Origin of the sequence: Paracoccus broussonetiae (assembly GCF_031854425.1) — a bacterium.
Classification (GTDB): Bacteria; Pseudomonadota; Alphaproteobacteria; order Rhodobacterales; family Rhodobacteraceae; genus Paracoccus; species Paracoccus broussonetiae.
Genome location: NZ_JAVRQI010000012.1, coordinates 136,638 through 149,461, shown reverse-complemented (window position 1 = coordinate 149,461; position 12,824 = coordinate 136,638). Strand labels below are relative to the sequence as shown.

Annotated in this window: 11 protein-coding genes; 7 read left to right on the top strand and 4 right to left on the bottom strand. The window is 64.4% G+C overall.

Annotated features, from left to right (window positions below):
* Positions 1-32 precede the first annotated feature (32 nt).
* The gene (locus RM190_RS16135) at positions 33-1,637 is read right to left on the bottom strand and encodes a peptide ABC transporter substrate-binding protein (RefSeq protein WP_311760488.1); all 1,605 of its coding nucleotides are present in this window, start codon (positions 1,635-1,637) and stop codon (positions 33-35) included.
* 134 nt (positions 1,638-1,771) lie between these two features.
* Between RM190_RS16135 and cobU the strand changes: the two genes are divergently transcribed.
* The 5 genes from cobU to RM190_RS16110 all read left to right on the top strand — a co-directional run bounded on the left by cobU (position 1,772) and on the right by RM190_RS16110 (position 6,634).
* Positions 1,772-2,305, top strand: coding sequence for a bifunctional adenosylcobinamide kinase/adenosylcobinamide-phosphate guanylyltransferase (gene cobU, locus RM190_RS16130; RefSeq protein WP_311760487.1), 534 nt, complete (start codon positions 1,772-1,774; stop codon positions 2,303-2,305).
* Positions 2,302-3,258 carry a nicotinate-nucleotide--dimethylbenzimidazole phosphoribosyltransferase gene (gene cobT, locus RM190_RS16125; protein WP_311760486.1) on the top strand — a complete coding sequence of 319 codons (957 nt, stop codon included), beginning with the start codon at positions 2,302-2,304 and terminating at the stop codon, positions 3,256-3,258. The genes cobU and cobT overlap by 4 nt, the downstream gene beginning before the upstream one ends.
* Entirely contained in the window at positions 3,251-4,021 is a 771-nt protein-coding gene (gene cobS / locus RM190_RS16120; RefSeq protein WP_311760485.1) for an adenosylcobinamide-GDP ribazoletransferase, read from the top strand. Before cobT ends, cobS begins: the two co-directional genes overlap by 8 nt.
* Positions 4,022-4,139: 118 nt before the next feature.
* On the top strand, positions 4,140-4,769 hold the full coding sequence (locus RM190_RS16115) for a TRAP transporter small permease subunit (RefSeq protein WP_311760484.1): 630 nt from the start codon (positions 4,140-4,142) through the stop codon (positions 4,767-4,769).
* On the top strand, positions 4,766-6,634 hold the full coding sequence (locus RM190_RS16110) for a TRAP transporter large permease (protein WP_311760483.1): 1,869 nt from the start codon (positions 4,766-4,768) through the stop codon (positions 6,632-6,634). Before RM190_RS16115 ends, RM190_RS16110 begins: the two co-directional genes overlap by 4 nt.
* A 96-nt stretch (positions 6,635-6,730) precedes the next feature.
* Here RM190_RS16110 and RM190_RS16105 read toward each other — a convergent pair whose 3' ends face one another.
* Complete coding sequence (locus tag RM190_RS16105) at positions 6,731-7,855, bottom strand: TRAP transporter substrate-binding protein (protein ID WP_311760482.1); 1,125 nt, start codon at positions 7,853-7,855, stop codon at positions 6,731-6,733.
* Between the two features lie 240 nt (positions 7,856-8,095).
* On the opposite strand from RM190_RS16105, the gene nrdR reads away from it, so the two are divergent.
* Positions 8,096-8,560: a transcriptional regulator NrdR gene (gene nrdR, locus RM190_RS16100; RefSeq protein WP_311760481.1), complete on the top strand. Its 465-nt coding sequence runs from the start codon at positions 8,096-8,098 to the stop codon at positions 8,558-8,560.
* A gap of 14 nt (positions 8,561-8,574) precedes the next feature.
* A complete protein-coding gene (ribD, locus tag RM190_RS16095) occupies positions 8,575-9,552 on the top strand; it encodes a bifunctional diaminohydroxyphosphoribosylaminopyrimidine deaminase/5-amino-6-(5-phosphoribosylamino)uracil reductase RibD (RefSeq protein WP_311760520.1) in 978 nt (325 codons plus the stop codon).
* Here the strand turns inward: ribD and RM190_RS16090 are convergent.
* Both RM190_RS16090 and RM190_RS16085 read right to left on the bottom strand, forming a co-directional pair.
* Complete coding sequence (locus RM190_RS16090; RefSeq protein WP_311760480.1) at positions 9,549-11,543, bottom strand: capsular polysaccharide biosynthesis protein; 1,995 nt, start codon at positions 11,541-11,543, stop codon at positions 9,549-9,551. The two genes, ribD and RM190_RS16090, sit on opposite strands and share 4 nt — an antisense overlap.
* Positions 11,544-11,547: 4 nt before the next feature.
* On the bottom strand, positions 11,548-12,615 hold the full coding sequence (locus RM190_RS16085) for a polysaccharide biosynthesis/export family protein (protein WP_311760479.1): 1,068 nt from the start codon (positions 12,613-12,615) through the stop codon (positions 11,548-11,550).
* Positions 12,616-12,824: the final 209 nt, after the last annotated feature.

Genomic DNA, 12,824 nt, shown 5'->3' with positions numbered 1-12,824 from the left:
GGTCCCGAAACGGGGACCGCCACCGGGCTGGATCATTTCTGGATGCGGTAGATGTCCTTCGCATACCAGTCGTTCATGACGTTCTCGGTCGGAAGACCCTTGATGTCGTCACGGATCATGTCGACCTTGGCGTATTGATAGATCGGGATCAGGGGCATGTCCTCGGCCAGGATCTGCTCGGCAGCGGTGTATTGTGCGTTCGGATCCTCCGACGTCTTGGATTCGTCCATCAGCTTGTCGAAGGCCGGGTTCGAATATTTGCCGTAGTTCATCCCCGTGGTTCGGAAATAATCAAGGAAGGTCGAGGCCTCGTTGTAATCCGCACACCAGGCATAGCGGCCCATCTGGAAATCACCCGATTGCAGGCGGTCGGTATGGACCTTCCATTCGACGTTGTTCAGCTCGATCTGGACGCCCAGCTGCTTGTAGAACTGCTGCGCCGCGACCGCGATCTTCTTGTGGTTCTCATCGGTATTGTATTGCAGCGTCAGCTTCAGCGGCTTGTCGGGACCATAGCCTGCCTCGGCCAGAAGCGCCTTGGCCTTTTCCAGCCGCTCGGCCTGGGTCCATTTGGCATAGTCGATATCGGGCATCTTGAAGCCTTCGATCGCCCAATGGGTCCAGTTATAGGCCGGCTTCTGGCCGCCCTGCAGGATCTGGTTCACCACGACATCGCGCTGCATCGCATAGGACAGCGCCTTGCGGACGCGGACATCCTTCAGCGCCTCGGGCCCGTTGTCGCGCAGGTTGAAGAGATAGGCATAGGTGCAGGAATAGGGGATCGAGATCGCCTCGTTCGGCGACTCCTTCTCAAGCCGCGGGTACTGCCCGGCTGGGATCTGCACGCGGTCAAGCTCACCGGCCTGGAAGCGGGTCAGGGCGACGTTGTTGTCGTTCACGGTCAAGCCCTTGATATGCTCCATCACGACATTGGCGGCGTCCCAATAGTTGGGGTTCTTGTCCATGCTGATCTGAACGCCAAGATCGTGGCTTTTCAGGACATAGGCGCCGTTGCCGACCAGCTTGCCGGGCTGGGTCCAGTTGTCACCCTCGGCCTCGACGACCTTCGGATTGACCGGGAAGGTCGAGGCATGGGTCACCATCTTGGGGAAATAAGGGGTGGGGGTCGTCAGCTTGACCACCAGCGTGTGATCGTCAACCGCCTTCACGCCCAGCTCTTCGGGCTTCTTCTCGCCCTTGACCACGGCGGTCGCGTTCTCGACGTTCATCAGCTCCATGAACCAGGCATATTCCGACGCGGTCTCGGGATTGGCGAGGCGCTGCCAGCTATAGACGAAATCGCCCGCGATGACGGGATCGCCATTCGACCATTTCGCCTCGGGGCGCAGGTGGAAAGTATAGGTCATCTTGTCGTCCGACAGGTCGAACGATGTCGCGACGCCCGGAATCGGCGCGCCCTTGGCATCTTCGTTGAGCAGACCTTCGAACAGCTGGCGGATGATGTCCGACCCTTCGACATCCGTGTTCTTGTGCGGATCCGAGGTCTTGATCGCGTCGAGCAGCCAGAAGGTATAGGTTTGGTTCTCGGCAAGCTTCTCGCCCGCGGCCGGCTGAACGGCAAAGGCGGGCGCGGTCAGACCGAGGGTCAGGGCCGTGGTCAGGAACAGGCGTTTCATTGAAACCTCTCTGAAGATGTTATTGTCGCCGCGGTCCTCCACCGCGGGCGAAAGTCAACGTTGGCGTGGAACCTGTCAGGCAGCAAGCGCGATTGCGGCTTTCCCGATGCTGCCGCATGTGAAACAACTCGGTCATGACAAGCATCCCACGCATCACGATGGTGACCGGCGGCGCGCGTTCCGGCAAGTCTCAACTCGCGGAATCAATGACATCGCGGGCTCCGGGTCCACGCGTCTATATCGCCACGGCCGAGGCATGGGATGACGAAATGACGCAGCGTATCGAAGCCCATCGCGCAAGGCGGGACGCGGGCTGGACCACGCTGGAAGCGCCGCTTGACCTTGTCGGCGCATTGCAGCGCAGCGACGACGGCCGGACGCCAAGACTGGTGGACTGCCTGACATTGTGGCTGTCGAACGTGATGGCGGCGGGCGATCCCGGCCCTCGCGTCGCGGCCCTTTGCGACGGCTTGCGCCGCCAACAGGGGCCGGTCGTTCTGGTCACGAACGAGCTTGGTTTGGGAATCGTGCCCGATAATAAGCTGGCGCGGCGATTTCGCGACGAACATGGCTGGATGAACCAATCCATAGCCGCTATCGCTGATGAGGTCTGGATGGCTGTCAGCGGCCTTCCCCTGCGCCTGAAACCGGAACGAGGAACGCCTTGAAGCAATTCGACGAATCGGCCGCAGCGGCCGCCCGCGCGCGTCAGGCCGAACTGACCAAACCCCCGGGATCGCTGGGCCGGCTTGAGGAACTGGCGATCTTCATGGCCGGTTGGCAAGGTCGGGAAAGACCTCGGATCGACCGGGCGCAAGCGCTGGTCTTTGCCGGGAACCACGGCGTGACGGCACAGGGGGTCAATCCCTATCCTGTCGAAGTCACCGCCCAGATGGTCCAGAATTTCCGCAAGGGCGGAGCCGCGATCAACCAGCTTTGCCGCGTCGCCGGGGCGGATCTGCAGGTCATCCCGCTGGATCTGGACCGCCCGACCGCGGATTTCACCCAAGGCATGGCGATGGATGTCGCAGACCTTGTCGGCGCAATCCAGACCGGCAAGGACGCCGTCGATCCCGATGCGGACGTGATCCTGCTGGGCGAGATGGGGATCGGGAACTCGACCGTCGCGGCGGCGCTGGCCGCAGCGACCTTCGGGGGAACGGCCACCGATTGGGTCGGTCCCGGCACCGGCGCCGACGGCGACACCTTTCGCCGTAAGATCGAGGCTGTCGATGCCGGGCTGAAACGGCACAAGGGCGCCGCAACCGCGGCCTCGATCCTTGGATCGTTCGGGGGCAGGGAGCAGGCGGCGATCTGCGGCGCAGTCATCCGCGCGCGCGAGCTTGGCATTCCCGTCATTCTTGACGGCTTCATCTGCTCGGCGGCGGCGGGCGTGCTGCTGGTTAACGACCGCGACGCGCTGAACCATTGCCTGATCGGCCATGAAAGCGCCGAGCCGGGCCATCGCCGTCTGGTGGCCGTGATGAAGAAGAAGCCGGTCGTCATGCTGGACATGTGCCTTGGCGAGGGCTCGGGCGCGGCAGTCGCGCTGATGATCCTGCGGGCTGCGCTGGAATGCCATGACGGCATGGCGACCTTTGCAGAAGCCGGCATTGGCTGACCGCCGGTCCGAGGCGCTGACCGCACTGGTCTGGCTGACACGGCTGCCCGTGATGCGGCTGTTGCCCGATCCGCTGCCTTCGCTGTCGGCCTGCGCCTGGGCCTTTCCGCTGGCCGGACTGGCCGTGGCGCTGCCCGCGGCCCTGCTTCTTCATGCCGCGCTGGGGCTGGGCATGTCACCCTTGATCGCTGCGATTCTTGCTGTCGCCCTGCTGATCCGGCTGACCGGCGCGCTGCACGAGGACGGGCTGGCGGACTATGCCGACGGATGCGGAGGCCCGACCAAAGAGCGGCGGCTTGAGATCATGCGTGATTCCCGCATCGGCAGTTATGGCGTCCTGGCGCTGGTGCTGATGTTGGGCCTGCGCGTCGCGGCGCTGGCGCAGCTGGGGCAGGCGGCTCCGCTGCTTGCGGCGGGTGCGCTGGTCGCAGCTGCGGTATTGTCGCGGGCCGGAATGGCGGTGGCGCTGGCCGCAATGGTGCCGGCACGTCCCGACGGCCTTGGCCGCAGCGCAGGCAGAGTGACTGCCCGTGGCGCGACGTGTGCCGTGGCGCTTGCGCTTGCCTTGCTGATCTGCTGCGCGTGGCTCGCAGGAATGACACCGACCGCGATCCTTCTGGCCCCGCTGGTCTGCGCCGCGGCACAGGCCCTGTTGGCGCGCCACGCGCGGCGCCTGCTTGGCGGGCAGACTGGCGATGTTCTGGGCGCAATCCAGCAGATGGGCGAAGGCGCAACGCTTCTCGCGCTGGTTGTGGCTGCCTGACGGCGCGGTTCTTGACCGGCTTTTGCCCTTCATTCAAAACATTCTCACAGGGAAGACCGGCACGACCGGCAAGCCGCTTCTGGAGGGAGGCGGCCCATAATAACGGGGAGGTTTCTGCATGGGTGCCCTTCTGGGCCTTTCGCGCGGCATTGACCGCGTCAACACCATGATCGGCCGGGCGGTGACCTGGTTCATCCTGGTCGCGGTGCTGGTCAGTGCCGGCAACGCCATTATCCGCAAGGTATTCAATACCTCGTCCAACGCCTGGCTTGAGCTGCAATGGTACCTGTATGGCGTCGCCTTTCTGGGGGCAGCCGCCTATACGCTGAAGGAAAACGAACATATCCGCATCGACATCATCTATGGCATGTGGGCGCGGCGCAGGCAGCACTGGATCGACCTGATCGGGCATGTGCTGTTCCTGATGCCCTTCGTCACGCTGATGATCTATTTCCTGTGGCCATGGGTCATGCGCAGCTATCGCAGCGGCGAGGTCTCGACCAATTCGGGCGGGCTGATCCTGTGGCCGGCCAAGGCGTTGCTTCTGGCAGGATTCATCCTGCTGTTCTTTCAGGGCATTTCCGAGATCATCAAGAAGGTCGCGGTGATGCGTGGCGTCATTCCCGACCCGACGCCCTTCGTGTCCCAGCATGCCGCCGCCGCCCTTGAGGGCGAGGCGATGGCGCGAGACATGGAAACGGCGCTGAATGACGACGCGGCCCCCGCGCGCGAGGAGACCCGCAAATGATGGAATTCATCGCGCTGAACATGGCACCGATCATGTTCGCGGCGCTCGTCCTGTTCCTGCTTTTCGGCTATCCGGTCGCCTTCGCGCTGGCAGCGAACGGGCTGTTCTTCTTCGTTATCGGAGTCGAGCTTGCGCCGCTGTCCGGCGGGACCATCAACCTCAGCTGGCCGCTTTTGAACGCGATGCCAGAGCGGTTATGGGGGGTGATGTCGAACGAGACGTTACTTGCCGTGCCCTTCTTCACCTTCATGGGCATCGTGCTTGAAAAATCGGGCATGGCCGAGGATCTGCTGGACACCGTCGGCCAGCTTTTCGGCCCGATCCGTGGCGGGCTTGCCTATGCCGTCATCATCGTCGGTGCGCTTCTGGCGGCGACGACTGGTGTGGTCGCGGCCTCGGTCATCGCGATGGGCCTGATCTCGTTGCCGATCATGCTGCGCTATGGTTACGACCGGCGCGTCGCATCGGGAACCATCGCGGCATCCGGGACATTGGCGCAGATCATCCCGCCCTCGCTGGTGCTGATCGTGCTGGCCGACCAGCTGGGCCGTTCGGTCGGCGACATCTACAAGGGCGCACTTTTCCCCGGCCTGGTGCTGACCGGGCTTTACATGATCTATATCTTCGTGATGTCGATCATCCGCCCGAACAGCGTCCCGGCCCTGCCGAAGGAAGCGCGGACGCTGGGGTCTGGCGTCACGTCGCTGTTCGTCGCGCTGGCCGCGACGGTGGCCCTGGCCTATCTTGCATTTAAGTGGATGCACCCGACCCACGGCAAGGATGCAGATATTCTGGCCCCCGCCTTGGCGATCATCGTGATCTATGTCATCGCGCTGCTCGACAAAGGGCTGAAGATCAACGTCATGTCGCGGCTGGCGCAGCAGGTCATCATCGTGCTGATTCCGCCGCTGGCACTGATCTTCCTGGTGCTGGGGACAATCTTCCTGGGCATCGCTACCCCGACCGAGGGTGGGGCGATGGGTGCCGTGGGCGCGCTTCTGCTGGCGGCCATCAAGGGACGGCTGAACTATGACGTGGTCCGCCAGGCGCTTTTGGCCACCACGCGGCTGTCGGCCTTCGTGATGTTCATCCTGATCGGGGCGCGGGTCTTTTCGCTGACCTTCTACGGGGTGAACGGCCATGTCTGGGTCGAGCACCTGCTGACCTCGCTGCCGGGGGGCGAATACGGCTTCCTGATCGCGGTGTCGCTGCTGGTCTTCGTGCTGGCCTTCTTTCTCGACTTCTTCGAGCTGGCCTTCATCATCGTCCCGCTTCTGGCCCCCGCGGCCGAGGCGATGGGCATCGACCTGATCTGGTTCGGCGTGTTGCTGGGCGTGAACATGCAGACCAGCTTCATGCACCCGCCCTTTGGCTTCTCGCTGTTCTTCCTGCGCTCGGTCGCTCCGAAAGAGGCGTATATCGACAAGGTCACCGGCAAGCGGATGGAGCCGGTGACGACCGCCCAGATCTACTGGGGCGCGGTTCCCTATGTCTTCATCCAGCTTCTGATGGTTGGCATCGTGATGACCTTCCCGGGGTTGGTGATGCACTACAAGGGGCCTCCGATCGACACCAGCAACGTCAAGATCGAGATCCCCAGCGGTGGTGGCCTGGGCGGCCTTGGCGGGCTGGGCGACCCCTTTGCTGCGCCGGGCGCGCCCGCCGGCGGGACTGGCGGCCTTGGCGGGTTGGGCGGCGTGCCGGACTTCGGCGCACCTGCGCCCGCACCGGCCCCTGCGACCCCCGTTACGCCGGATGCAACGGCACCGGCGGCACCACCAGCACCCGCCGCGGGCGGGTTGGACCCGCTGGCCGGACCGCCGCCCGGCCTGACGGCCCCGGCGACGCCGCCGGCTGGAAACTGAACAGGAAAGGCGGCCCAAGGGCCGCCTTTTCTCGCTGGGGAACGCGAAACGCCGCCGGAAGCGATTCCGGCGGCGTCGTGTAATCCTGACGATGGCTTACAGCATCTGGTTGCGCTGCTGGATCATCATGAAGGTGTCATAGGTGTATTCGGCGGTCTGGTTATACAGGTACCAGTTTGCGCGCGATTCCTTGATCGAATCCCAGATCTTCTTGAAGCCCGGATTCGAGGCGTCAAGCTCGGTATAGACCTCGTTCGCGGCCTTGAAGCAGGCGTCCAGGATCTCCTGACTGAAGGGGCGAAGCTGCGCGCCGGAAGCGACCAGTTCCTTCAGTGCGATCGGGTTCAGGTGATCGTATTTCTGCAGCATGTTGGCGTCGGCGGCCTGGCAGGCTGTGTGCAGAAGCGACTTGTAATTGTCGGGCAGCGCTTCGTATTTCGCCTTGTTCATGAAGAAGTGGACGGTCGGACCGCCTTCCCACCAGCCCGGATAATAGTAATAGGGCGCCACCTTGAAGAAGCCCAGTTTCTGGTCGTCATAGGGACCGACCCATTCCGAGGCGTCGATCGTGCCCTTTTCCAGCGCCGGATAGATGTCGCCGCCTGCGATCTGCTGGGGCACCGCGCCAAGCCGTTCAAGCACTTTGCCTGCGAACCCGCCAACCCGGATCTTCAGGCCCTTCAGGTCCTCGACCGTCTTGATCTCGTTGCGGAACCAGCCGCCCATCTGGGCACCGGTATTTCCGCCCGGCAGGCCGAAGATGTTATAGCCAGCCAGGAATTCGTTATACAGGTCGATGCCGCCGCCGTGGTACTGCCAGGCGTTGTGCGCGCGGGCCGACATGGCGAAGGGAACGGCCGAGCCAAGCGCGAAGGTCGGATCCTTGCCCCAGCTGTAATAGCCAACGGTGTGGCAGGCCTCGACCGTGCCATCGGTCACCGCGTCCTGCGCCTGCAGGCCGGGCACGATCTCGCCCGCAGCGAAGACCTGCAACTGGAACTTGCCGCCGGTCGCCTCGGACAAGTACTTCGACAGAACTTCGGCACCGCCGTAGATGGTATCCAGCGATTTCGGAAAGGCGGATGTCAGGCGCCACTTCACCTCGGGCATTTCCTGCGCGATGGCGGGGGCGGCAAGCGCCGCGCCGGCGGCTGCGGTCGCGCCCCCGACGGCAGCGCGAGTCAGAAAGCCGCGCCGGTCAAACGTGCTGTTATTGTTCATAAGTTTCCTCCGCGTTGGTCGGCTCCTCCTGGTTGCCGACGCGGGAATGTTGCACGGGGCGAAGCACCCTGTCGAGATGGCAGGTCGCCTAAAATCATGCGCTTTCGCGTATCGTGCCACCCGGGCCCATCTTGCCGCAAGGATCGGATATGGCTTATCTTGTGGTGCGAACTGCGGGCTACCCAAGACATTTGGGCTTGCCTATACTCGCTGAGGTTCAGGTCACTCGGGGGACAAGGGATGCGCTGTCCGTTCTGCGGAAATGTGGACACCCAGGTAAAGGATTCACGTCCTGCAGAGGACAATGTCGCCATTCGCCGACGCCGGTTCTGCCCGGCCTGCGGCGGGCGGTTCACAACCTATGAGCGTGTGCAGCTGCGCGACCTGGTGGTCGTGAAGTCCAGCGGCCGGCGCGAGGATTTCGATCGCACCAAGCTGGAGCGTTCGATTCGCATCGCCATGCAGAAACGCCCGATCGACCCCGAGCGGATCGACCAGATGATTTCCGGCATCGTCCGGCGGCTGGAAAGCATGGGCGATACCGACGTGCCCTCGAAGGTCATCGGCGAGATCGTGATGGAAACGCTGGCGCGGATCGACACCGTTTCCTATGTCCGTTTCGCCAGCGTCTACAAAAACTTCCAGGCGGCTGACGACTTTGACAAGTTCGTCTCGGAATTGCGGCCGGGCCTCGGGGAAGAGTGAACGACCTTCGGCACATGGATCACGCGCTTGGCCTTGCCCGGCGCGGTCTGGGCAATACCTGGCCCAACCCGGCAGTCGGTTGCGTGATCGTGAAAGACGGTCGCGTGATCGGTCGTGGCTGGACCCAGCCGGGTGGCAGGCCTCATGCCGAGGTTCATGCGCTGATCCAGGCGGGCGCGGCCGCATATGGGGCGACCGCCTATGTCACGCTGGAGCCCTGCGCGCATCACGGCCGCACGCCACCTTGTGCGGCCGCGCTGGTCCGCGCCGGGATAAGCCGCGTCGTGACCGCGATCACCGATCCCGATCCCCGCGTCTCGGGTCGGGGCATAGACTTGCTGCGTGAAGCCGGGATCGAGGTGGTCGAGGGCGTTCGCGCGCATGAGGCGCGCGAGCTGCAGCGCGGCTTCCTGACGCGCATGACCGCCGGGCGCCCGATGCTGACCCTGAAGCTTGCCAGCAGCTTCGACGGCCGGATCGCCACCGCCTCGGGCGACAGCCAATGGATCACGGGCGAGGCCGCGCGCCGCCATGTCCATGCCCTGAGAATGAGCCATGACGCCGTGATGGTGGGCGGCGGCACCGCCCGCGCCGACCGCCCAGCCCTGAACGTTCGGGGCATGGGTTGCCTGCGCCAGCCGGTGCGGATCGTCGTCTCTGCCGGGGAACTGCCCGAGCTGCCACCCGAGGACCCGGATCACGGCCCACTGTGGCAGATCACGGGCGAGCCGGGCGTCATCATGGCGCAGCTTGGTTCTCGCGGGATAACCCGCGTCTTTTGTGAAGGCGGCGGCATTCTTGCCGCCAGTCTTCTGCGCGCCGGCCTGGTCGATCAGCTTGTCGGCTATACGGCGGGCGTCGTTCTGGGCGGTGATGCGCGGCCAGCCTTCGGTTCCTTGGAACTGGCGCGGCTGGCAGATGCCGCGCGGTTTCGCCTTGTCGAGACCCGGCGGATTGGTCCCGACGTCATGCATCGCTGGCTGCGCGACTAACGCCGCCAGATCCACGCCTGACTGGCAAGAAGCCCCTGCGCCTTGGCCACCAACCGCAATCCCGGACCCGCGCCGGACACTTGCGTAGGATCGGCCAGTCGCTGCATCGCGATTTCGGGCGGGCAGGGCAAGTTGCTGACCGGGTCGTGATAGCGGGGATAGGCGATCAGCGCCGCGTGGACCAGCTGTGCAAGATCCGCCCCGGTCCGGCGACGGTCCGGGACCGGACCGAGATCGCGCGTCAGCCCCCAACCCGCATAGAAGGGCGCGCCCAGTGTCGTGACCGGCAGGCCCCGCATCAGCGCCTCGAACCCCAGGGTCGAGGTGATGGTCCAGACTTCGTCCACCACAGCCATCAGATCCGCCGCACTGCTGTCGCGCGCCACGACATCGGCCAGCCGCGCAAGATCATCCTCGGCGATCAGGCCGGGACGCAGGCCTGCCTCGACATCGGGATGGGGTTTGTAGATCACAACCGCATCCGGGTTCTCGGCCCGGACACGAGCAAGCAGATCAAGGTTGCGCCGCTCGCTCCCCGCTCCAAGCCGGATCGAGGCGTCATCCTCGACCTGGCCCGGCACAAGGATGCGGTGCCCCTGGGGCAAGGGCGGAAGCTGCCCGGACAGGTTGTATTTCGTCACCCCCGCCGCGACCAGACTGCGCGCCAGATCCATCGCCCGATCCTCACCCCCGGGTGGCAAGGGTCGGGCCATGATCCGCTCGAACCGGCTTTCACGCGTCGGGTCGTAATAGATGCCAAGATCGTCGGCGACCAAGGATAGCGGCGGCACCAGCGCCGCGCCCAGCCCGCGCGACCGGATGAAGCCATCCTCGACCCGGATGGCCTGCGGGACAGCATCGGCCCGCCCGGCCCAGGCAAGCGTGACGTCGGACTTGGGCTGCGAGGTATATCGGACGCCCTTGCCGCTGCCGAAGAAGCGGCTGATGAAGGGACGCTTCCACAGCCTCATGCCATAGGCCAGGTGACCCGCGTGATCCTGACGCCAGGCGCGGGCCTCGGCCTCGATCTGGCGCAGGGCACCTTCGAAATCGGTCAGCCGGTCGGTGCACGGGTCATACCAGAGAGGGGCAACCAGGTGGCTGGCGGCAAACAGCCGCTCTCGCGACGCGGGGCCGCGGCGTGGAAAGCCGTGCTCATCCGCGGTCAGCCCCCATCCGGCATAGAAGGGTTGGCCGAAAATCCGGGGACGATGCCCGGCCAGCAGCGCCTCATATCCCAGTTGCGACGACATGGCATAGACCGCCGTTGCCCCGTCCAGCAATGTCCAGGGAGAGATCGGCGTGTCGCAGATCTCGTCCCCCGGCCTCAGGTCGGCGGCGTCGAAATGACCAGGTCTAAGCCCCGATGCGGTTTCCGGATGGCTGCGGATCACCACGCGCTGGCCCGGATGTTCGTCACGGGCCGCGGTCAGCATCTGCAGGAACTCTGCCCGCCCAACCCCCAGCAACGAGGCATCGCCGCGCGTCTGGTCGATCACCAGCACATAGCCGGGACCGGGCAGCGCGACGTCGCGCAGATGCGCGTTGTACTTCGAGATGTCGGCTGCAATCAGCCGTGAAATCACCTGCGCGGCCTTTTCGTCATGTTGCGAGGTCGCAGGGTCAAGGATCAGGCTTTCGATCAGCGAGGGTTGGTCCGGGCGGAAATGCAGGCCAAGCGGATCAAGGATCAATCCGATCGGGCCACGCCGCGCGACGGCGCCATTTGCGCGTCCGGGCAGGACCGATCGCAGGAACGCGTCTTCGACCCGCAGAAGGGGGGCGCCGCGGCGTCGTGCCATCGCCTCACCCCGCCAGGCGGTGGGGCTGGCGCCCCATACCCCCACGGTGTCCCCTGCGCCGGGCAGGCCCAGCGTCGGCGTCCATCCGGCCAGCGTCAGGATCCGGCGGATACGAGGGTGGGTGAAGAACCCGCCGCTGTAAACGAAAAGCCGCCGGAATTCTCCGGCGGCCTTGTTCGTTTCGGGCATGAACTCAGAACCCTTGTTCGGTCGTGCGGATCTGGTTGACCGGGGCAAGGATGACGTTGAGCGTTTTGGTCCACTGAACCATCGGCGCTTCGGTCACATAGACCGTATCGCTGTCGCGGATGACGAAGTCGCGGGCAAGGAACATGCCGTCGGGCTTGGTCAGGTCCAGGACATAGGCCATGCGCTGGGTGCCGTAGATGTCGTTGCGGCCCAGAACGGCGCGCGCCACCGATTGCGGCTCTTCACGCATGACGAAGACGCCCTTGGGATCGGCAAGCGAGGTCTGAAGGCCGCCGACCATGGCCACGGCTTCGATCGCGTTGACCTGCTCGTTGCCCAGCGGAACCTTGGTCTGGCCGCCAAGCGCACCCAATGCGGTGAAGCTGCGCTGATCCTCTTCGACAAGGATGATGTCGCCGGGGCGCAGGGCAATGTCATTGCGCGAGTTGGAATACAGGTCGCGCAGCCAGACCTTGCCGCTGTTTCCGCCCCGCTTCACGGTGATCACCGCGATCTCGGGCTCGATCGACACCCCGCCCGCGCGGGACAGCATCGAGGACAGTTTGCGGGTCGGACGCTCGATCGGGTAGACACCCTGCGCGTGGACCTTGCCCAGGACCGAAACGGTCGCGCCATCGCCCGCGACCCGCGTCACCATGACCTGCGGGTCGGGTGTCTGGGTCGACAGCTTCTCGGTGATGAGGCGGCGCAGCTCGTCCGGGCTGTTGCCCGCGGCCATGATCTTGCCCGCATAGGGCACGAAGATATAGCCTTGGCTGTCCACCTGAAGCTGCTGCAACTGGGTCGAGCTGGCGCCCATCGAGGTCAGCAGACCGTCATCGACGTTTTCCCAGATCGACAGACCCAGAACGTCGCCGGGACGAACCTCATCGGCACCGACCTGACCCGCCGACTGGAAATCCGATCCGAAACCATAGGCGGGCGAATAGTTCGCAGCGCGGTTCACGCGGTCATCGACATTGACCACATGGGTGCTGCCGCCCTTTTCAACCGAGCCGCTATAGATCTGACCACGCGTCGGACCCGAGCGCGGAAGGCCGCATGCGGTCACCAGGATAACGGCACCCAGAATGGCAAATTGACCCAGACGGCTGGTCCACCGCCGGCGTGCCGGCTGCGCCTTTTCAGCGCGCAAGCACGAAGAACTCAATGCGGTCAAACTGTTACTCCTGTCTCTCTCGTCCGATCACGGGCTTCGCCCTGTTGATTTTGCTGTAAACTAGAACACTGTTATGAACATTTCCACAATTTCGCGGCAGT

What these genes read in the sequence shown, in the direction of transcription:
- RM190_RS16135 (WP_311760488.1), bottom strand. Translation starts at nt 1,637, where the DNA reads ATGAAACGCCTGTTCCTGACCACGGCCCTGACCCTCGGTCTGACCGCG.
- cobU (WP_311760487.1), top strand. Translation starts at nt 1,772, where the DNA reads ATGACAAGCATCCCACGCATCACGATGGTGACCGGCGGCGCGCGTTCC.
- RM190_RS16115 (WP_311760484.1), top strand. Translation starts at nt 4,140, where the DNA reads ATGGGTGCCCTTCTGGGCCTTTCGCGCGGCATTGACCGCGTCAACACC.
- RM190_RS16110 (WP_311760483.1), top strand. Translation starts at nt 4,766, where the DNA reads ATGATGGAATTCATCGCGCTGAACATGGCACCGATCATGTTCGCGGCG.
- RM190_RS16105 (WP_311760482.1), bottom strand. Translation starts at nt 7,855, where the DNA reads ATGAACAATAACAGCACGTTTGACCGGCGCGGCTTTCTGACTCGCGCT.
- nrdR (WP_311760481.1), top strand. Translation starts at nt 8,096, where the DNA reads ATGCGCTGTCCGTTCTGCGGAAATGTGGACACCCAGGTAAAGGATTCA.
- ribD (WP_311760520.1), top strand. Translation starts at nt 8,575, where the DNA reads ATGGATCACGCGCTTGGCCTTGCCCGGCGCGGTCTGGGCAATACCTGG.
- RM190_RS16090 (WP_311760480.1), bottom strand. Translation starts at nt 11,543, where the DNA reads ATGCCCGAAACGAACAAGGCCGCCGGAGAATTCCGGCGGCTTTTCGTT.